Here is a 19,260-nt window from a genome sequence, read left to right as displayed (position 1 = left end):
GGTTTTATTATTCATGTTCTATGACTTCTATGAAAATTGAGGTGGTTAAAATTGTACAAGCCCGTTAGTTTGTTTCTTTTCTTTTTAATTCTAGCTGCGGCCATTCATACAAATGCTGTTCAATCTGCAGATGAAGCAATAAGCAAGGCAGCTGTTTTGATCCGTCAGCCATGGCTTAATGAAGTCATGACGGGGATCACGCATCTTGGTGCTTCTTCTTTTCTGCTCCCTCTAATTGTCATCATTGGAGCAGGCCTGTTTTTCTACAGAAAAACATGGGACGGCCTGTTGATGCTCTTGATATTCGGCACAGATCGGCTGTTAAACAAAGTCTTAAAAGAATGGATCGAAAGAGTGAGGCCTGATTTTGCACCGCTGGTTCATGAATCATCCTTCAGTTTTCCGAGCGGCCATTCCATGAATGCTGCTTGTGTCTATCCTGTTATTGCTTACTTTTTAGTGAAACACCTCCCGTTTTTGTCCAAGCATAAAAAAATGGTATATATCATAGCCGGTGTAATTGCTGTTTTAGTCGGCATAAGCAGAGTGTATCTGGGGGTTCATTTTGTGACAGACGTGTTAGGAGGCTTTAGCCTCGGCTTGCTTCTGTTTTTCCTAGTAAAAGGTTTTGACGAAAAGATTAAGCGGTTTCGACAAAAATAGAGAGAGGAAAACACAGCAAAAACGCCAATATGTTAAAGAAATAAAAGGGAGGGGATCTTGATGATGTTATCCGTGTTTAAAAAGAAGTCTTGTTCCTATGACGTGACAATATTTCAGACACCCCGGTTTGGCGAAAAAAAGGGCTACAGAGCCGTCTATCGAACTGAACTGAACGGGAGCGATCATCAAGACGTGCTGAAAAGAGCATTCTCTTTGTTTAATGTATTCGACACTGTTCCGAGTGATTATGATGCAAGATTCATGGCCACAGGGGACGTGATCCTGATTGATGAAGGCAGAAAAGGGAAAACATATTATCAACTGCTTCCCGCCGGCTGGAGGAAAATCAATCGTCTGATTGTACAAACGACATAATGAAAAGAAAACTGCGGAAACCCGCAGTTTTCTGCAGTTTTAAGGCTTGCGTTTGGCAGCAGAATATTCTTTCCCGTGTGCTTCTTCAGCTGCAATGATATCTTTTTCAGGTATATGATTGTTCTTTTTTTGGCCGGTGATCCGGTTGCGATGTTTTTTACCCAAGTCCCACCCCTCCTTCCTGCGGTTAGGTTTTCAAATTAACACCCCGATTATCCGTTTTTCTGAGGAAGTGCCTAACAGATCCTCGAACATTTCTTTTTTCGACATATTCCTTTATAATCAATGCTGAAGTTTGTTTCATCATGACATTCGTTGTAAAATGGACGGGCTGGATGATAATTTTGATTTACAGGAGGATATGAGATGAGTGTACATATAGGTGCTGAAAAAGGACAAATTGCGGATACAGTGCTTTTGCCGGGAGATCCTCTCAGAGCAAAATTTATTGCAGAAACGTATCTTGAAAATGTAGAATGCTACAATGAAGTCAGAGGCATGTATGGATTTACGGGTACATATAAAGGTAAAAAAATCTCAGTACAAGGCACGGGAATGGGTGTTCCGTCTATTTCAATTTATGTGAATGAATTAATTCAAAGCTACGATGTGCAAAATCTAATAAGAGTCGGTTCTTGCGGCGCTATTCGTAAAGATGTCAAAGTGCGAGACGTCATTTTGGCGATGACCTCCTCAACTGATTCACAAATGAACAGAGTCGCTTTTGGAAGCATTGATTTTGCGCCTTGCGCAGATTTCGAGCTTTTAAAAAATGCCTATGATGCCGCAAAGGATAAAGGTGTGCCGGTGACTGTAGGAAGCGTATTTACAGCTGACCAGTTCTACAACGACGATTCACAAATTGAAAAACTTGCAAAATACGGTGTGCTTGGCGTTGAAATGGAAACAACTGCATTGTATACATTAGCAGCGAAGCAAGGAAGAAAAGCCCTGTCAATTCTCACCGTGAGTGATCACGTATTAACAGGAGAAGAAACGACAGCGGAAGAGCGTCAAACGACATTTCATGATATGATAGAAGTGGCTTTACATTCCGTATCACAATAAAATATATCAAGAGGCGTGCTGGGTGCCGGCAGCCTCTTCTTTATGAATGCGGAAACGATTGATAAAAGGAAGGTAATGTAATATGAAAAAGTCCGGTAAATGGTTCTCACTGGCTGCCGCTCTGAGTGTAACGGCAATAGTCGGAGCCGGCTGCAGCATGTCGAACGGAGATGCTCAAAAGGATACGAAAACCACAGCAGAAACAAAGCAAACAGAACAAAAAACAGCTGACAGCAAAAAATCAAACACTCAAAACAGTGAGTTTTCATTGGAAAGCCAGTATTTCAATGATATTAAAAAAGTCGATGGTTTGGAAACCATTCAAAATCCAGAAAATATACTCGCGCTTGTCAATAAACAATATGCACTGCCCGGAAACTATGAACCTAGCGATCTTGTCATACCAGATGTAGAGTTTTCTTTTGAAGAAAAGATTCAAAAACGTTACATCAGAAAAGAAGCGGCCGACGCATTAAAAACAATGTTCGATGCTGCCAAAAAGGAAGGCTATGAACTGGCAGCTGTCTCAGGGTACCGTTCGTATGACAGACAGAAAGTCATTTTTGACAATGAAGTAAGCCTAAAAGGGGAAAAGAAGGCAAAGGAAGCGGTTGCTTACCCGGGTGAAAGCGAGCACCAAACAGGCCTCGCGATGGACATTTCGAGCCGGAGTAATGGCTTTGAGCTAAATGAAGCGTTCGGAAGCACGGCAGACGGGAAATGGGTGCAGGACAATGCTTATAAATATGGCTTTATCATTCGCTATCCGAAAAATAAAGAAGATATCACGAAATATGAATATGAGCCATGGCATCTGCGCTATGTAGGCAAAAAAGCCGCAAAGGTCATCCAAGATAATGATTTAACGCTTGAAGAGTACTTTGAAAAAGTGAAGAAAATTTAAAATGAAAAGCCCGCTTACACTAGATAAGCGGGCTTCATTGTGTCTGGTGAATCTAGCATTTGTTCTATGCTTACCAGAAGAATAAACCAGCAAGAGCGACCCCTGTAATTAAACCGAGGGAAATACCGTAAGCTGCTCCGTATCCCCAATAACCGCCCCAATATCCGTAACCGAAACCTCTTGGCCCTCCGCCGGTCGGAGCTATAAAAACTCTGTCTCTTGTTACACGGGTAATTCTGCCGACGTGAACTCTCCCGCCTCTCTCTGTAATTCTGACGACTTTACCTTGATGGTTTTTGCAAAGATGATAATATCTCTCCAATATTGTTCCCCTCCTATCCTGACTTTCTATCAGCATATGATAGATAGGAAAAAAAGGTTGGACGAAAACAGGGGGCGATACGCCGTTTTACTTGTACGCGATAAAAATACAATGACCCATGTACTCACTATATAACTGCATGAGCTGATAATGTGTTTGAAGCGTATCGTAATAGATGGGATCAATCGTTTGCGATAAATCCATTTCTGTGGTTGGTTCAAATTCCATGTCTTCCGGAAGAAGTGTCATCGCTTCTGTTTTTTGAAAGCCATAGGATCTTAGGAGTTTATGCCATTCGCTTTCTTCATGTAAGCAAGTAAATCCGTAAAAATCCATCATTTGCTTCTTTTCTGCAGGGGGCATCGGTTTTTTTAAAGCAGCTTCGATACCAATCAGCATCCCGCCGGGTTTTAAAACTCTTGAAATTTCTTGAAGAGAGGATGTCAGGCGTGAAAAACTGAGGACCGATTCTGACAGGACGCAGGAAAAGGACTCAGAAGAAAACGGGAGATGTTCCAGCTCCGCCTGATATGCAGGGATGGCAAGCCCTTCATTCGCAAATCTTTTTTTCGCTTTCTCAAGCATAATAGGATCTTTATCAACGACTGTTACAGGATACAGCAAATGTCCTAAATAAGCCGCCGTTTGCCCTGTTCCGCATCCGGCATCAAGAATCGGCTGATCCGGGGAGGGCGCAGCCTTTTGCAAGACCGCTTTTGAAAAAGCCAGCCCGCCTGGGTGCGCCCCTGCGACACCGAATAAGGACAGCATTTCTAAATATCGGCTCAATATCGAATCCTCCTTTTTCCTTATCATATGTCGTATAAAGACATAGGTTTATGAAAAGCAAAAGAAGGGCGTTTCTCTTTCATTTCTGCTCCGAGTTGACGAATAAGAATTCGTCCATGATAATAATGTAAGAAGAAAAAGGTGGTGTTTAATTGAAACGGCAATTAAAACTGTTTTTTATTGTGCTGATCACTGCAGTTGTCGCTTCGGCGCTTACTTTATTTATTACGGGCAATTCCAGTATCCTGGGCCAAAAATCAGCAAGCACAGGAGACAGTAAGTTCGACAAATTAAATAAAGCGTATGAGCAAATCAAAAGTGATTATTACCAAAAAACAGATGATGACAAATTAGTAGACGGAGCAATTAAAGGAATGATTCAATCACTGGATGATCCGTACTCTACATATATGGATCAAGAGCAAGCGAAATCATTCGACGAGACGATTTCAGCATCTTTTGAAGGAATCGGAGCCCAAGTAGAGGAGAAAGACGGAGAAATCCTTATTGTATCCCCAATTAAAGGTTCACCTGCTGAAAAAGCCGGTATCAAACCGAGAGACCAAATCATTAAGGTGAATGGAAAAAGCGTAAAAGGCATGAATGTAAATGAAGCCGTCGCTTTAATCCGAGGCAAAAAGGGCACAAAGGTGAAGCTTGAACTGAACAGAGCGGGAGTGGGGAATATCGATCTTTCCATTAAGCGCGATACCATTCCTGTAGAGACTGTCTATTCAGAGATGAAAGACAACAACATCGGAGAAATTCAAATCACTTCTTTCTCTGAAACAACAGCTAAAGAGCTGACAGATGCGATTGACAGTTTAGAGAAAAAAGGCGCCAAAGGCTATATTTTAGATTTGAGAGGCAACCCGGGCGGCTTAATGGAACAGGCGATTACGATGAGCAACCTGTTCATTGATAAAGGGAAAAACATCATGCAGGTTGAATACAAAAACGGTTCAAAAGAAGTCATGAAGGCCGAAAAAGAACGGAAAGTGACCAAGCCGACCGTCGTTTTAGTAAATGACGGTACAGCAAGCGCAGCCGAAATTATGGCCGCTGCCCTTCATGAATCGTCAAACGTACCGTTAATCGGCGAGACGACATTCGGCAAAGGTACAGTACAAACGGCAAAAGAATATGATGATGGCTCTACCGTCAAACTGACAGTTGCCAAATGGCTGACTGCTGACGGCGAATGGATTCACAAAAAAGGCATCAAGCCTCAAGTGAAAGCTGAGCTGCCTGATTACGCGAAGCTGCCGTATTTGGACGCAGATAAAACGTACAAATCAGGTGATACAGGCACAAACGTCAAAGTGGCTCAGAAAATGCTCAAAGCACTTGGTTACAAGGTAAAGGTTAACAGTACGTATGACCAGGATTTTGTATCTGTCGTCAAACAGTTCCAGAAAAAAGAGGAGCTGAAAGAAACAGGCATACTGACTGGCGATACAACAACGAAATTAATGATAGAACTTCAAAAGAAGCTGTCTGATAATGATACGCAAATGGAAAAGGCAATTGAAACACTGAAAAAAGAAATGTAAAAAAACCATACGCGGCTGCCGCGTATGGTTTTTTTATGCGCCCTTTTGATTTGGATTAACGTCTTGTTTTTTGCCAAATAAACCTTCAATGACAGGATTGGATCCCGCGTTTTTAACGAACAGCGGATTCAGGATAACCACAGCGATCATGTTGGCGGCCAATCCCCAGAATCCTTCATAAATGCCATGTGCGGATTGAGTGATATACACAATAAACGTTACCGCTAGGCCGGCTAATAATCCGATAACCGTTGCTTCTTTCGTTTGGTTTTTCCAGAACAGGCTGACAGCAATCGCAGGGAAGATTTGCACCATACCGGATACACCTAATAGCTGAAGTGTCACTAAGGCAGTCGGGAACAGCATTCCAAACAGCAGCGCAAGACCGATGACAACAAAGACCATTGAACGTGTGACAAGGGTCAGCTTGCTTTGCGACACATTCGGATGAATCAAATCCCGGTATAGGTTGTTGGCGAATAAATTCGATGCGCCGATTGCCATAATGGAACAAGGTATTAATGAAGCAAGAGCGATAGTGGCATATGCAAAGCCTTGTGCCACGCCGCCGTAAGATGTTTGAATCAAATGCAGCAGCGCCAGCCTTGGATTTGTATCTTCCGGCAGGACAAGAAAGGCGATAAAGCCAAGAAAAATAACCAATATTAACACGATATTATAAAGCGGCAAAAACATGCTGTTTTTTCTTACTGCATCAGCGCTTTTCGCCGTGAAAACACCTGTAGCGGCATGTGCCCACATAAAAAGTGCCAAAGCGGAAACAATAGATGCTGTGATAAACCAAGGAATGCCTTTTGGTCCTTCTGACGGTATCGTCAGCATTTGCGGCGCTTCCTTCACTAACGTGTCAATCATTGGCGTCCAGCCGTTAAAATGAATGAGAGGGAGGGACACCACCATAAACAGCATAATGACCCATACTAAAATGTCCTTAATGATGGCTGTATATGTGGGCCCTTTAATCCCGCTGAAGAATGTGTAAAGAGCAACAAGAATAAATGAAATGATCACAACGAATTTTACGTTAATATATCCGGTGCCGGCAACCTGAAGCGTGTCTTGAATGCCGCTCAGCTGAAGGCATATGTACGGAATAAGCATGAGTACCCCAACGATGGCAACGAGGCTTGCCAAAAGCTTACTGTTAAAACGTTCCCGGGCATAATCCGCGAGTGTTGTTAATTTATGAATTTTCGCAACTTTCCAAAGTTTTGGCAAGAAGAAGTAGGCGATAAAGTAGGCCAACACAGAATAAGGAATGGCGAAAAATGCAACACTTCCGCCTGTAAAAGCAGTACTGGTCAACCCTAAGAAAGTATAGGCCGTATAAAGGTCAGCGCCTACTAAAAACCAGACGAGAAGACCGCCGAAGCGTCTGCCGCCGACAGACCATTCTTCCACAGAAGTGCGTGAGGATTTGTCTCTTCCGGCGAGAAAGCCGATACAGACAACGGTTAAAACAATAATAGCAGTAATGAGAAGTGCAGTCAGATTCCCTTGCATTATTCAAGTCCTCCATCTTTTTTTTGCATCTGATAAATGCCAAACGAGCATAACGGCGTAACAATAATCCACAGCAGCAGCCAAAAGTGGAAAAACGGCAGGCCGAACATAATCGGTTCTATTCGATTCACAAGCGGCAAAAGCGCGAGCTGAACGAATGGCAAAAGAATGAGAATAACAATAAGTGCTTTTTTAACCATTTACTTTCCTCCTGAAACATGATAATGCTCACTATAATAGCAGTTGTAAGAAAAGATCACAAGATAATTATTAGAAAAAAATGATTTTTTCAATTATTTAATCAAAACACATGGTTTGCATCCTTTTCAATAAAGGTTTAAAATAATAAATATCTTGAAATCGAGATAAATAGGAGTGAGAAAATGAAAACAGAAGGATTGCACCATGTCACAGCATTCGCCAGAGATCCGCAAGAAAACTTGCGATTTTATACAGAAGTGCTTGGGCTCAGGCTTGTTAAAAAAACAGTAAACTTTGATGATCCCGGAACGTATCATTTTTACTTTGGGAATCAAAACGGAGATCCCGGTACAATAATGACCTTTTTTCCGTTCCAAGGAAGCGGACAGGGAACGGTAGGAAAAGGCCAAGCGGGCCGGGTGTACTTTTCAGTTCCCTCAGGCTCCCTGTCTTTTTGGAAGGAGCGTCTTGAGAAAAGCGGGCTGAGCCTAGAGGAAAAAACGTTGTTTGGTGAAAAAGGTCTTATTTTTGATGATACAGAAGACCTTCCGCTGGCGATCATGGAGGATGCGAAAAGCGGCAAAAGCGAGTGGACGCCTGACGGGATCACAACAAATGAAGCAATTACGGGAATGAAAGGTGTGCTGCTATATTCCTACGACCCGCAGGCGACCATACAATTGTTAACGGAAAGCTTTGGATACACCAAAGTGGCCGAAGAAGACCAGATTGTCAGACTGGCAACCTCAGCGGCCGTCGGCGGTGTCATTGATGTCCATTTACACCCTGAAAAAAGAGGAGTCGGAGGATATGGTACGGTACACCATGTAGCGTTTCGGACAAAGAAAAACGAACAGGCGAAATGGCTGCCGATTATTGCTGAAAACCATCTGCCTTCGTCAGAAATTCTCGACAGGGAATACTTTACATCAGTTTATTTCAGGGAGAAAGGCGGTATCTTATTTGAAATTGCCACAGATGAACCGGGCTTTATGACAGATGAAACGTTTTCTGAGCTAGGGACTTCCTTAAAACTGCCTGAATGGCTGGAGAAACATAGACACCAAATTACAGACATTTTACCTGAACTTTAAAAGGGGGAATTTATAATGAAGCATATTTATGAAAAAGGAACATCTGACAACGTACTTTTGCTGTTGCATGGCACGGGCGGTAATGAACACGATCTGCTTTCATTGGGGCGGTTTATAGACCCTGATGCCCATTTGCTTGGTGTCAGAGGATCGGTGCTTGAAAATGGAATGCCGCGATTTTTCAAACGTCTGAGTGAAGGAGTTTTTGATGAAAAAGATCTTGTGGTGCGGACAAGAGAATTGAAAGATTTTATCGACGAGGCTGCAGAAACGCATCAGTTTGATCGCGGCAAAGTGATTGCAGTCGGTTATTCAAACGGCGCAAACATTGCGGCAAGCCTGCTTTTTCATTATAAAGATGTGTTAAAAGGGGCTATTCTGCATCATCCAATGGTTCCGATTCGGGGTATCGAGCTGCCTGATATGGCGGGGCTCCCTGTTTTTATCGGTGCCGGGAAATACGATCCTCTTTGCACGAAGGAAGAATCAGAAGAGCTTTACCGCTATTTACGTGACAGCGGGGCATCAGCCTCCGTTTTCTGGCAGGACGGGGGCCATCAGCTGACTCAGCATGAAGCTGAACAGGCTCGTGAATGGTACAAAGAGGCGATTGTATAAAAAAACCTTAGTCCGGATTTCGGACTAAGGTTTTTCATATCCTTACAGCCAAGTTGATACTTTTGAAAGCGGCAGACGGTTGCTTTGATGCGCAGGCTTCACTGCTTTGCCGATTGAAATTAGCATAACCGGAACATAGCGCTCACTGATATCAAATTGCTTTTGGAACTTCTCTTTGTTAAATCCGCCAATTGCGCAAGTGTCATAACCTTTTGCTTTTGCGGCAATCATAAGCTGCATAGCAGCTAAAGAAGCATTTAAGAAAGCTGAATCACGTGCGAATTGCTCGCTTTGGTAAGCACCGTTGATTTGGCCGAGCAATGTTTGTTTGATTTCATCCGTAATATAGCCTTGGCTTGCTAATTCAGCATAAACTTCTTCACCGTTTTCATTTGCCTTTAAATCGCCTAAAATGGCAACAACAGCAGAAGACTCAACGATTTGTTTTTGATTATACGCTACAGGAAGAAGCTCCGCTTTTGATTCATCGCTGTGGAATACTGTAAAATGCCAATGCTGAAGGTTCCAAGCAGAAGGCGCTTTAGTGGCAAGGTCTAATAGCTCAGTCAGCTCCTCCTTAGAGATCGGGGCATTTGTATCATATTCCTTTACAGATGCACGTGCTTTTAAAACATCCAGAGTATTCGTCATAGTGTTTCCTCCTTCGGATAAACGTGGTATGATAATAGAAAAGTTAGAAGCTTACTAAATGTAACTTGAAAGATTATTGTAATGGATCATTGAATACATGTCAATCAATAGATGAAGGGATGAAGACTTGTGGGAAATACGATGTGCCCTAAAATGGAATCCGCATTCTCATTGCTGGGAAAACGATGGAACGGTCTGATCATCCATGTGCTAATGGATGGGCCGAAACGGTTTAAAGAGATAACGGAAACAATATCGATGATCAGCCAAAAAATGTTGGCAGAGCGCTTGAAGGAGCTTGAACAAAACGAGATTGTCGAACGGCAGGTTCTCCCTGAAACGCCGGTCAAAGTCATCTACACGCTGACTGAAAAAGGAACGGCGCTTCAAGCTGTATTTCAAGAGATGCAGGCATGGGCCGATCAATTTTGCGAGCCTGGTGACACAGTGTGTGAAGAAGAGAAATAAGGAAAGCGGCGTCTGAAAAAGAGCCTTTGTTTCCATGGTGAGTCATGTAAGTACGGTTCACACCCGTTTACATGACTTTTTATATTTGTCAGACTGACATTTCCGGATTGGCAAAAGTGTCATGTTCATGGAAATGATCAATAAGTTATAGCATCCAACCTGTTGTAAATGGGGATTATGAGTTATCTTATTATGCAAATCAGCAAAATTTTATATTTTCGGCCAAAGTCAGCTTCCAATTGGCATTTAAACCGGATCTAAAAGGAGATCCAGGTTTTTCGTATTGCTGGATGCTTCTATACTGATGACTTCCGCATTTATGAAAAAAAGAGAGAGCTTCTTTGGAGCTCTCTCTTTTTTTATGGGGAGACGAAATCTTATAGTTTTCCATTCAAAAATTGCGCCTCACCGAGACCGAAACTCCAGTCTGCGTCACCATTCTCAGTAATAGATACCATGAGGTCTTCAGGGGAAATTCCGCATTTTTCTTCTAACCTTTCAGCAAGCAGAGCATACAATTTTTCCTTTTGGCTTTCGGTTCTTGCTTTGCTTGTCATGCTAATGATGACCAGATCCTTGGTTCTCTGAAACCCTAATCCCGTATCCTGGATTATAAGCTCGTTTGCGGGATGCTGATGGACAATTTGATAACGGTCTCTTTCCGGAACACCAAACGCTTCAACCATCGCTTGGTGAGCAGTATCTAATAACAATTGCAGCGATTTTTCGTCACGGCCTTCAATTACATCAAAACGCAATAATGGCATGTGTACTCCTCCTCTTGTGAAGTTGTTATCCGTCTGTTCTCATATTGTCTCATTTGCTTCCAGACAATGGAGAGATATAATGATTGGCAGTCAACTTTAAAAAACATAACATATAACCAAAAGTTAATCAACATATAACTAATAAATCATTGAGTTAGGCGGTAGGTAATCGAGACAAGCTCATAAAAACGATTGACAGTCATTGATTAGGAGATTAGTATGAACATATTAGTTGATCAAAAGATAACAATCATATAACCAAGACGTTTTTAGTTATTAATGAAAGCGCTTTCTGTTCATCTAGGCATGAAAAGCGCCAAAACATTGTCGCGAGAATCATATAAAACACTTTTGGAGGGGTACCATGCCGATTTTAATTGTAGCTGTCGGAGTGCTGATTCTGTTATTTCTCATTATTAAAGTAAAATTAAATACCTTTGTCTCACTGATTGTCGTTTCATTTTTAGTAGCCATCGGACTTGGAATGGATATCAATAAAATTGTTCTTTCAATTGAGGCTGGAATTGGCGGGCAGCTGGGGCATTTAGCTTTAGTGTTTGGACTTGGCGCGATGCTTGGGAGGCTTGTCTCAGATGCTGGGGGCGGCTATCGGATTGCCATTACGCTGATTGACAAATTCGGGAGGAAACGAATACAGGCGGCGGTTGTGGTTGCCTCTTTTATCATCGGTATTGCGCTGTTTTTTGAAGTCGGTCTTGTTCTGTTGATACCGATTGTTTACGCGATTGCTAAAGAATTAAAAATGCCTTTTCTGTATCTGGGAATCCCGATGGCCGCCGCCTTAAATGTTACTCACGGATTTTTGCCCCCGCATCCTGCTCCAACTGCTATCTCAGTTGCATATGGTGCCCATATTGGCCAGGTGCTGCTTTTGGGAATCATCATCGCTGTTCCGACAACTATGATTGCCGGGCCTTTATTTAATAAATTTGCGATGAAACGGTTTCCTGGTGCGTATCAAAAGCATGGAAACTTATCGGGGTTAGGACCGAGGAAAGAATTTCAGCTGGATGAAACACCGGGCTTTGCGATCAGTGCTGTCACGTCTTTATTCCCGGTTATCTTTATGGCAATGGCAACAGTTTTTTCTTTATTATTGAGTGAACATTCAAAAGGAAAAGACATTATAGAATTTATCGGCACTCCGGGAACGGCAATGCTCATTTCGCTGTTGCTTGCACTCTATACGATGGGATATGCCCGTAAAATATCTATGCAGGAAATCAGCAGATCTATTTCAGAATCAATTTCGCAAATTGCGATGATGCTGCTCATCATAGGAGGGGGAGGAGCGTTTAAACAGGTGCTGATTGACGGCGGAGTCGGCGATTATGTCGCTGATTTTTTCCGTCAAACAAACATGTCGCCGCTATTCGTTGCATGGACCATCGCCGCGGTTCTGCGTCTGTGTCTAGGCTCTGCTACCGTGGCTGCGCTTACCACAGCGGGAATGGCAGCTCCGCTTATGGAGGCTGGCAGTGTAAACCCCGCGTTAATGGTGCTTGCAACAGGAGCCGGCAGTGTCATTGCGTGTCATGTAAATGATGCAGGATTTTGGATGGTAAAGGAATTTTTCGGCTTGAGCATGAAAGAAACATTTCAAACCTGGACGTTGCTTACAACAGTTCTTTCGGTTACAGGACTCGGCTGTGTGTTATTGGCAGGGCTTGTGATGTAACAATCAAAGACAGTCCGTAGCCCAATCGTTTTTCTTCCTTGCTGAATACTTTACGTATAGGCAGACATAAAGGAGGAAAAAATCATGTACCCTCATCATTCGTATTTACGCGGAATCCCAGGTCCAGCCGGATATCCGGCGCGTAGTCCTTTTTTGTTTGGCGCTCCTCTAGTCGGCGGTTTATTAGGCGGTTTTCTCGGGAGTGCGCTGTTTAACTATTCTCGTCCCTATGCCTATCCTCCTGGCCCTTATGGATATGGAGGCGGACCGTACGGTTTTGGTGCCGGCGTGCCATACGGGGGATATCCCGGCTTCTATTAATAAAAAACGGCCTGCATCGATTGCAGGCCGTTTTTTATCGGATGATTTCTACCTCGGACATATTGTAGTCTTGCTGCTTTTGAAACATGACTTCCAGAAGGCCATCCTTATAGACGGCTTTTGTTCCTTTGCGTTTGACTAAACAAGGAAGGTTTACTTTTTTCGGATGATCTGCTATTGGGAGGTTTTCCAACCATAATTCGTGAGATGTGTGTTTGATTCTCACTTGTTCCAGCCATTCTTCGCTGATTGGCACCTTTACAAACACATGGTCTGCTGTTTCGAATATATCAATATCAGGTTTGACATCAGGTTTTGCATCAGGTTTGGCGGGATGTTCTTTTTGGGGGAGAGGATCGCGGAAAGGAAATTGAGCCGCATAATCACTGCCGAACACACTTTCCATCACACGATTGACATACGTTTCAACTTCTTTCGGATCAGCTTTTTTTAATGCTTCTTTAGAAAATTGATTGTGGAAAGGAAAGTACTTGTTCCACTCAAACATTGTCTTCACATCCTTTCTTCACGGACAAAATAGTATATGCCCGCCAGATCTTTCACGTGATATAATATAAGATGCTCTAAAGAAAGGCAGGGATATAAATGCAATATTCAGAAACAAAAAAAGGCGTTATTTACACAGCCGTTTCCTTTATCATGTGGGGCCTGTTTCCGCTCTATTGGAAGCTTCTCGAACAGCTGCCGGCTCTTGATATTTTGGCTCATCGTATTATATGGTCTTTTGTTTTTATGTGTATCGTACTTTTTTTCTTGCGGAAATGGAAAATAGGATGGCAGGAGCTGCGCTCTCTGAAAAAGAACGGAGGGATCCTCTCTTTATTTCTTGCTTCTATCCTGATTTCGATCAACTGGTTTGTATACATATGGGCTGTCAACCATGGCTTTTTGCTTGAGGCTAGTCTTGGCTATTACATTAATCCGCTTGTATCAGTACTCCTTGGGATTTTATTTTTAAAGGAAAAACTGAATCGCCTGCAATTAGTGGCCGTTTCGATTGCGGCAGCCGGTGTCATCATCTCGGCGTTCCAATACGGCTCCATTCCTTATGTTGCGCTTCTGCTTGCATTCAGCTTTGGGCTGTACGGGTTAAGCAAAAAAAGAACAAGCCTGCCGAGCGCCATCGGCTTAACGCTGGAAACATTCATGATTATGCCCATTGCATTGGGGTATTTGCTGTTCAGTGGACATGATCAGCCAGCGGGTGCAGAAAGCGGAGGGACGTGGCTGCTTCTCTTTTTGGCCGGTGTGTTTACGGCTTTGCCGCTCTTATTGTTTGCGGAAGGAGCGAAACGGCTACCACTGTATCAAGTCGGTATCTTACAATATATTGCGCCGACCATTACCCTGCTGATCGGGCTGTTTGTTTACCATGAGCCATTTTCAAGCTCGAAGGCTTTTACATTCAGCTGTATATGGGCTGCGCTGCTCTTGTTTACGTTTTCACAAGTGAAGTGGAAACGGGCGTCAAAAAGCCATTGAGGCCTTTGGCTTTTCAGCTGATGCATATATTATGTATAATCATTTCATGTATGTAAGACATAAAGGAGCAAGACGATGGACAATGATAAAGAGATAGTGAAAGCCTATGCTTCACTTTGGAATAACCGATCTCTCGCACATGATGACGCAGAAGCGGTAGCAGAGGCGATTGATCTTGAGCTCTTGGATAAACGAACACATCCAAGACTCCGAAAACCGATGCTGGAAAAATATTTTGCCGCGATTCAGCGCATTGTGAATTCACAGCTCGAACCGGCTGTGAAATATCAGCTGGTCAAATTACATACAGAACGTGCAGAGTATTTAAAAGAAGAAAGAGGGGAGCAATCATGAAAGCGATCATAAAAGAAGATGTGCAAGCATCTTTAGAACGATATGCGGACCGCCCTGTATATATCCATTTAGAAACCACCACAGGTTCTTATTCAGCGCACTTAAATGAAAAGAACATGACGGTTGTTGCGTATATTCGCAATGCAAAAGTCACTTATCATCAGGCAAAAATCAAAGGCAACGGGCCTTACCGCGTTGGCTTGAAAACAGAAGAAGGCTGGATTTATGCTGAAGGCTTGACTGAATACACGGTAGATGAAGAAAACCGTTTATTAATGGCGGGACACCTGCCGGGCGGTAAACTGGCTATTTCTCTGCAAATCAGCGAAAAACCGTTCACAGTTTAAAGAAAAGGGTGAATAATAATGAAAGAACATGTACTAGTAATCCTGCCTCACCCTGATGATGAATCATATGGAGTGGCAGGCCTCATTGCCTTAAACAGAAAAAAAGACATTCCCGTTACGTATGCCTGCGCCACTTTAGGTGAAATGGGCAGAAATATGGGCGATCCATTTTTCGCGAATCGGGAAACGTTGCCGCTGCTAAGAAAACAAGAGCTCATCAATGCTTGCAAAGAGATGGATATCAATGACCTTCGTATGCTTGGACTCCGTGACAAAACGCTCGAATTTGAAGACGATGAGTATTTAGCTGATATCATGGAAGAGATCATAGATGATGTAAAACCAAGTTTAATTGTCACATTTTATCCCGGACACGGTGTGCACCCTGACCATGATGCATGCGGGGAAGCGGTTATCCGTGCATTATATCGCAAAAAGAAAGAAGACCGTCCGCGTACAATCTGCATGGCCATTACCCGCAACAGAGAAGAGGTTCTCGGCGAAGCTGATGTCGTGCTTGATATCAAAGAAGTAGCTGATATTAAAATGAATGCGTTAAGAGCTCACCGCACACAAACAGAAGGCATGCTCAGAGAGCTTGAAGAGAAATTGAAAAATAATGAACCTGTTATGGCAACATGGTTTGAAGAAGAAATATATTGGACGTATCAATGGAATGATTAATCAAAAAGGTATAAGGCCTTAAGCCTTATACCTTTTTTAATTTTAAGTCCGATGCAATTGCTGAAGCGAGAGTGGATCTCAAGGAAATACCTTCGAAAGACAAACCTAGCTGAACCGCTGTTTGCGCGATTTCCGGACGGATTCCAGACAAAGTTGAAGAAACACCGATTAAACGAAGCGCCTCAATCAGACTGAACAGCTGATGGGCAACCATCGTATCAATCACAGCTACTCCTGACAAATCAATATACAGTTGTGTCACCTTTTTTTTCGCACATTGATGCAGTGTGTTTTCCATAATCAGCTTGGCGCGGACTGTATCAATATCTCCGATTAAAGGCAGCAGTCCGACGCTGTGAAACAGCACGATGACCGGAGCGCTCAATTCAGTAATCATATCTTTTTGGGCCTGAAGCTGAAGGCTTGTGTTTTTGTACATTTCTTCTATAAAAATATGAATCACAAGATCAAACGCTTTTATAAGGGCGTGATACAGGTCTTCGGCTTCTTCGCTTTTCACAGTATTCTGATTGAGATGGACAAATTCTTTCACATAAGAAACATATAAATCTCTCACTCTGACAAACTCCCGAATAATATAGTGGATAGGAGTTTTTAAATGCTCTTGATCCTGTGTGACTTCAAAGGCCCATTCTTTCAGTATAGGCAAGTATATGTCCTCATCATCTATAAAAATACGGTTTATTTTATAGTTAAAGGCAAGATTCTGGCTCTTTAAATTGTGAATGACAACAGGGTCTGTTGAGGCATAAATGGAATTGGGATCAGTCTCCTCGATTGTTTCATACCATGTTGAACTGATGGTTTCCGCATGCTGGGAAAGATACTCGAATAATTTTTTATTTTTTGCCATGATTGATCACCTCTTTTAAATGTGTTGTTTTTGCGAATAACGTTTTTGCAGTTTTGCCAGCCTGAAAAACAGCCCAACTGCTCCGGCGGCGAGTCCCGCTATTAATCCAATCCAATAGCCGAATGCACCGAGGCTTGTAAACGTACCGACCATATAACCGACCGGAAGGCCAATGACCCAGTAAGAGACAAAAGCGGCCGCAAGCGTATAGTTCACATCTTTGTACCCTCTGAGTGCTCCCTGGATCGGTGCGGCAACAGCATCGGAAAGCTGAAAAAATAGCGCATAAATTAAAAAGTGCTGTGTCAGCCGGAGCACATCGGGGTCAGAAGTGTACATGCCCGCAATTTGCTCTCTGAATAAAAGGATACAGGCGGCAGTGAACAAAGAAAAGCCGATCGCCATCATGATGCCGATTAAGCTATATGAGCGTGCATCCTTAAAACGGGCTGCACCCGCTTCAAATCCGACAACAATTGTTAGAGCCATGGACACGCTAAGCGGCAGCATATATAAAAGAGACGCAAAATTCATGGCTGCCTGGTGGGACGCGATGGTCACTGTATGAAAATGGCTCATTAGAAGCGTGACAGCTGCGAAAATGCTCGTTTCAAAAAACACGGCGAACCCAATAGGCAGCCCGATTTTGAGCAAATTTTTGCATGCTTTCCAAGAGAACTTATACATGGTAAGAAAAATCCCGTATTCAGAAAACGGTGCGTTTTTATGAATAATGAAAAAACTGATGATGCAGATACACCAGTAAGTTAACGCGGATGCCAGTCCCGCGCCTACACCTCCAAGTGCCGGCATTCCGAACTTCCCGAAGATAAATACATAATTCAATACAAAATTGATTGGAAGAGAACTGAGTGTAATCATCATGGTGACTCTCGTTTTTCCTAATGAGTCGATGAATGATCTCAACACGGTGTAAACAAATAAAGGGAAAATTCCCAGTGATAAAAAGCCTAAAAAGTGTTTAGCAATCTGATGCACGTGAATATCAAGGTTCAATCGGCCAAGAATAAGGTCAACTGCAGCATATCCAATCACTAAAACGGCGATGCTAAGAAGCGCGGCCACGTATACAGCTTGTAAAACAGTAAAGGGAATCTTCTGTTTTTTCTCTGCACCTAATAACTGAGCGACAATCGGGGTTACCGCCATTAATATACCTGCAAGTCCTGTGTAAACAGGGGTCCAAAGGCTTGAGCCAATGGCGACACCAGCTAAATCAGCGGGGCTGACTTTCCCTGACATCACAGTATCTAGAAAAGTGATCAGAGAAAGCCCCGCTTGGGTAATGAATATCGGTATTAAAATGTGCAAGAGCTGTTTGATTTTTTCCCGGGCGTTTTGAGTTTCTTTCATACATTGATCTCCGTTTCTTTTTCATAACGAGAGAAATTATAACATTTTATGTATAAAAAGCAATGAACGCCGGGCCTATTCTTTTTTTGTCGGTTTCGTTTTTCTAAACATTTGGGCATAAATAAAAGAAAGCGAAATCACGCCTAAAAAGGTGCAAATATACTGAATGATTCTTTCGATTTCCATTCTTTACATCCCTCCTTTACCAATAGAATGTGCATCAATAAGATAAGCATTCGTGAAAAGTTGGAAATTTGAACAGGAGATGAAGGCTATGCGCTATGAGCAGATATCAGAAAATGCGTTCAAGGGGAAAATACAGGTGTACTTAGAGCAAATATTAGGTGATGCATCTCTAATCTTGAAAACGCTTCACGAAAAAGACCAGTGTCTCCTTTGTGAATTAGATGATTTGGGGCACGTTTTTCAGGACATGCAGGGGATTGCATCCTCCTTTTATTTGCAATCATACATTGAGGAATTTACGCCGGCATTTATTGAGCTGGCCAAGGCGATTAAAGCCTTATCGGAACATAAGCATGGAGCTTTAATTGTGATTGAAAGAGCAGACCCGGTTGAACGTTTTATTCAAAAAGGCACCTCCCTACACGCCGAGATCAGCTCTTCATTAATTGAAAGCATCTTTTTTCCCGGAAACCCTCTTCATGACGGTGCTTTATTAGTGAGGGAAAACAAACTCGTGTCAGCAGCCAATGTGCTCCCGCTGACGACGAAGGAAGTGGATATCCATTTGGGAACCCGGCACCGGGCGGCTCTCGGTATGTCGGGCTATACGGATGCACTGGTGCTCGTGGTTTCAGAGGAAACAGGTAAGATGTCGTTTGCCAAAGACGGTGTATTATATCCGTTAATTTCACCAAGAACGTAAAAATAATAAAAAGGGCCTGATTAAGAATCCTATCATGAGACAAAATGACTGAATTCGTATCTTTATTAAAGCATTCGCTTCAAGCTGAATGCTTTTTGTCTTGAAGACAGGGAATATAAACTGGTAGAAAAGTTATATGTGATGAATATTAATAAAGTGAAATACTTTACCTGTTTATGTATTTATAGTACCGTATAAAATATTATATAAATTTTCAA

At 42.6% G+C, this 19,260-nt stretch carries 25 protein-coding genes; 15 read left to right on the top strand and 10 right to left on the bottom strand.

Going from position 1 to position 19,260, the window contains the following annotated elements; genetic code table 11:
• Positions 1-51: 51 nt before the first annotated feature.
• Positions 52-663: a phosphatidylglycerophosphatase PgpB gene (pgpB, locus tag AC07VD_RS14100; RefSeq protein WP_024572726.1), complete on the top strand. Its 612-nt coding sequence runs from the start codon at positions 52-54 to the stop codon at positions 661-663.
• 60 nt (positions 664-723) lie between these two features.
• Complete coding sequence (gene yodL / locus AC07VD_RS14095; protein ID WP_004399431.1) at positions 724-1,038, top strand: shape determination protein YodL; 315 nt, start codon at positions 724-726, stop codon at positions 1,036-1,038.
• A 39-nt stretch (positions 1,039-1,077) separates the two neighbouring features.
• On the opposite strand, the gene AC07VD_RS14090 is transcribed toward yodL, so the two are convergent.
• On the bottom strand, positions 1,078-1,203 hold the full coding sequence (locus AC07VD_RS14090) for a protein YoyE (RefSeq protein ID WP_003231174.1): 126 nt from the start codon (positions 1,201-1,203) through the stop codon (positions 1,078-1,080).
• Positions 1,204-1,404: 201 nt separating this feature from the next.
• On the opposite strand from AC07VD_RS14090, the gene deoD reads away from it, so the two are divergent.
• Together deoD and ldcB are read left to right on the top strand one after the other, a co-directional pair.
• Complete coding sequence (gene deoD, locus AC07VD_RS14085) at positions 1,405-2,106, top strand: purine-nucleoside phosphorylase (RefSeq protein ID WP_470210815.1); 702 nt, start codon at positions 1,405-1,407, stop codon at positions 2,104-2,106.
• Between the two features lie 82 nt (positions 2,107-2,188).
• A complete protein-coding gene (gene ldcB, locus AC07VD_RS14080; protein ID WP_014480046.1) occupies positions 2,189-3,010 on the top strand; it encodes an LD-carboxypeptidase LdcB in 822 nt (273 codons plus the stop codon).
• A gap of 70 nt (positions 3,011-3,080) precedes the next feature.
• Here the strand turns inward: ldcB and AC07VD_RS14075 are convergent, their stop codons facing one another.
• Together AC07VD_RS14075 and AC07VD_RS14070 are read right to left on the bottom strand one after the other, a co-directional pair.
• Positions 3,081-3,332, bottom strand: coding sequence for a hypothetical protein (locus AC07VD_RS14075; protein ID WP_014477099.1), 252 nt, complete (start codon positions 3,330-3,332; stop codon positions 3,081-3,083).
• A gap of 87 nt (positions 3,333-3,419) precedes the next feature.
• On the bottom strand, positions 3,420-4,121 hold the full coding sequence (locus AC07VD_RS14070; protein WP_015714112.1) for a class I SAM-dependent methyltransferase: 702 nt from the start codon (positions 4,119-4,121) through the stop codon (positions 3,420-3,422).
• A gap of 152 nt (positions 4,122-4,273) precedes the next feature.
• Here AC07VD_RS14070 and ctpA point away from each other — a divergent pair, with 152 nt between their 5' ends.
• Positions 4,274-5,674, top strand: coding sequence for a carboxy-terminal processing protease CtpA (ctpA, locus tag AC07VD_RS14065; RefSeq protein WP_038429163.1), 1,401 nt, complete (start codon positions 4,274-4,276; stop codon positions 5,672-5,674).
• Between the two features lie 33 nt (positions 5,675-5,707).
• Here the strand turns inward: ctpA and AC07VD_RS14060 are convergent, their stop codons facing one another.
• Together AC07VD_RS14060 and AC07VD_RS14055 are read right to left on the bottom strand one after the other, a co-directional pair.
• Positions 5,708-7,198, bottom strand: a complete 1,491-nt coding sequence (locus tag AC07VD_RS14060) for a sodium:solute symporter family protein (protein ID WP_217018405.1) — start codon at positions 7,196-7,198, stop codon at positions 5,708-5,710.
• On the bottom strand, positions 7,198-7,398 hold the full coding sequence (locus tag AC07VD_RS14055; protein WP_003231189.1) for a DUF3311 domain-containing protein: 201 nt from the start codon (positions 7,396-7,398) through the stop codon (positions 7,198-7,200). The genes AC07VD_RS14060 and AC07VD_RS14055 overlap by 1 nt, the downstream gene beginning before the upstream one ends.
• A gap of 183 nt (positions 7,399-7,581) precedes the next feature.
• Between AC07VD_RS14055 and AC07VD_RS14050 the strand changes: the two genes are divergently transcribed.
• Both AC07VD_RS14050 and AC07VD_RS14045 read left to right on the top strand, forming a co-directional pair.
• Complete coding sequence (locus tag AC07VD_RS14050; RefSeq protein ID WP_029318029.1) at positions 7,582-8,493, top strand: ring-cleaving dioxygenase; 912 nt, start codon at positions 7,582-7,584, stop codon at positions 8,491-8,493.
• A 15-nt stretch (positions 8,494-8,508) separates the two neighbouring features.
• The gene (locus AC07VD_RS14045) at positions 8,509-9,111 is read left to right on the top strand and encodes an alpha/beta hydrolase (RefSeq protein ID WP_024573520.1); all 603 of its coding nucleotides are present in this window, start codon (positions 8,509-8,511) and stop codon (positions 9,109-9,111) included.
• Positions 9,112-9,153: 42 nt separating this feature from the next.
• Here the strand turns inward: AC07VD_RS14045 and AC07VD_RS14040 are convergent, their stop codons facing one another.
• Positions 9,154-9,762, bottom strand: a complete 609-nt coding sequence (locus AC07VD_RS14040) for a nitroreductase family protein (RefSeq protein ID WP_024573521.1) — start codon at positions 9,760-9,762, stop codon at positions 9,154-9,156.
• A 129-nt stretch (positions 9,763-9,891) separates the two neighbouring features.
• Here AC07VD_RS14040 and yodB point away from each other — a divergent pair, with 129 nt between their 5' ends.
• Positions 9,892-10,230: a transcriptional regulator YodB gene (gene yodB, locus AC07VD_RS14035; RefSeq protein WP_494721834.1), complete on the top strand. Its 339-nt coding sequence runs from the start codon at positions 9,892-9,894 to the stop codon at positions 10,228-10,230.
• Between the two features lie 377 nt (positions 10,231-10,607).
• Here yodB and AC07VD_RS14030 read toward each other — a convergent pair whose 3' ends face one another.
• Positions 10,608-10,997 (bottom strand): tautomerase family protein, encoded by a 390-nt coding sequence (locus AC07VD_RS14030; protein ID WP_014477090.1) that lies wholly within the window; start codon positions 10,995-10,997, stop codon positions 10,608-10,610.
• A 364-nt stretch (positions 10,998-11,361) separates the two neighbouring features.
• On the opposite strand from AC07VD_RS14030, the gene AC07VD_RS14025 reads away from it, so the two are divergent.
• Both AC07VD_RS14025 and AC07VD_RS14020 read left to right on the top strand, forming a co-directional pair.
• Positions 11,362-12,696, top strand: coding sequence for a gluconate:H+ symporter (locus AC07VD_RS14025; protein WP_124058279.1), 1,335 nt, complete (start codon positions 11,362-11,364; stop codon positions 12,694-12,696).
• A gap of 84 nt (positions 12,697-12,780) precedes the next feature.
• Positions 12,781-13,017 (top strand): hypothetical protein, encoded by a 237-nt coding sequence (locus AC07VD_RS14020; RefSeq protein WP_004399366.1) that lies wholly within the window; start codon positions 12,781-12,783, stop codon positions 13,015-13,017.
• Between the two features lie 34 nt (positions 13,018-13,051).
• Here the strand turns inward: AC07VD_RS14020 and AC07VD_RS14015 are convergent, their stop codons facing one another.
• Complete coding sequence (locus AC07VD_RS14015; RefSeq protein ID WP_124058277.1) at positions 13,052-13,525, bottom strand: spore germination protein GerT; 474 nt, start codon at positions 13,523-13,525, stop codon at positions 13,052-13,054.
• 98 nt (positions 13,526-13,623) lie between these two features.
• On the opposite strand from AC07VD_RS14015, the gene rarD reads away from it, so the two are divergent.
• The 4 genes from rarD (at position 13,624) to bshB2 (ending at position 15,905) form a co-directional block, all read left to right on the top strand.
• The gene (rarD, locus tag AC07VD_RS14010) at positions 13,624-14,520 is read left to right on the top strand and encodes an EamA family transporter RarD (protein WP_124058275.1); all 897 of its coding nucleotides are present in this window, start codon (positions 13,624-13,626) and stop codon (positions 14,518-14,520) included.
• A 75-nt stretch (positions 14,521-14,595) separates the two neighbouring features.
• A complete protein-coding gene (yoyC, locus tag AC07VD_RS14005) occupies positions 14,596-14,874 on the top strand; it encodes a protein YoyC (protein ID WP_003231211.1) in 279 nt (92 codons plus the stop codon).
• Entirely contained in the window at positions 14,871-15,221 is a 351-nt protein-coding gene (locus tag AC07VD_RS14000; RefSeq protein ID WP_003231213.1) for a YojF family protein, read from the top strand. Before yoyC ends, AC07VD_RS14000 begins: the two co-directional genes overlap by 4 nt.
• Positions 15,222-15,239: 18 nt before the next feature.
• Complete coding sequence (bshB2, locus tag AC07VD_RS13995) at positions 15,240-15,905, top strand: bacillithiol biosynthesis deacetylase BshB2 (RefSeq protein WP_003231215.1); 666 nt, start codon at positions 15,240-15,242, stop codon at positions 15,903-15,905.
• A gap of 25 nt (positions 15,906-15,930) precedes the next feature.
• Here the strand turns inward: bshB2 and rsbRC are convergent, their stop codons facing one another.
• Together rsbRC and AC07VD_RS13985 are read right to left on the bottom strand one after the other, a co-directional pair.
• The gene (gene rsbRC / locus AC07VD_RS13990) at positions 15,931-16,779 is read right to left on the bottom strand and encodes an RsbT co-antagonist RsbRC (RefSeq protein WP_024572324.1); all 849 of its coding nucleotides are present in this window, start codon (positions 16,777-16,779) and stop codon (positions 15,931-15,933) included.
• Positions 16,780-16,794: 15 nt separating this feature from the next.
• Positions 16,795-18,153, bottom strand: coding sequence for an MATE family efflux transporter (locus AC07VD_RS13985; RefSeq protein WP_003231218.1), 1,359 nt, complete (start codon positions 18,151-18,153; stop codon positions 16,795-16,797).
• Positions 18,154-18,418: 265 nt separating this feature from the next.
• Between AC07VD_RS13985 and cdaS the strand changes: the two genes are divergently transcribed.
• Entirely contained in the window at positions 18,419-19,042 is a 624-nt protein-coding gene (cdaS, locus tag AC07VD_RS13980; RefSeq protein WP_010886531.1) for a cyclic di-AMP synthase CdaS, read from the top strand.
• The last annotated feature ends 218 nt before the right edge of the window (positions 19,043-19,260 follow it).

The organism is Bacillus sp. GW821-FHT01G09 (assembly GCF_059422205.1).
This window is presented reverse-complemented; position numbering and strand designations above follow the sequence as displayed.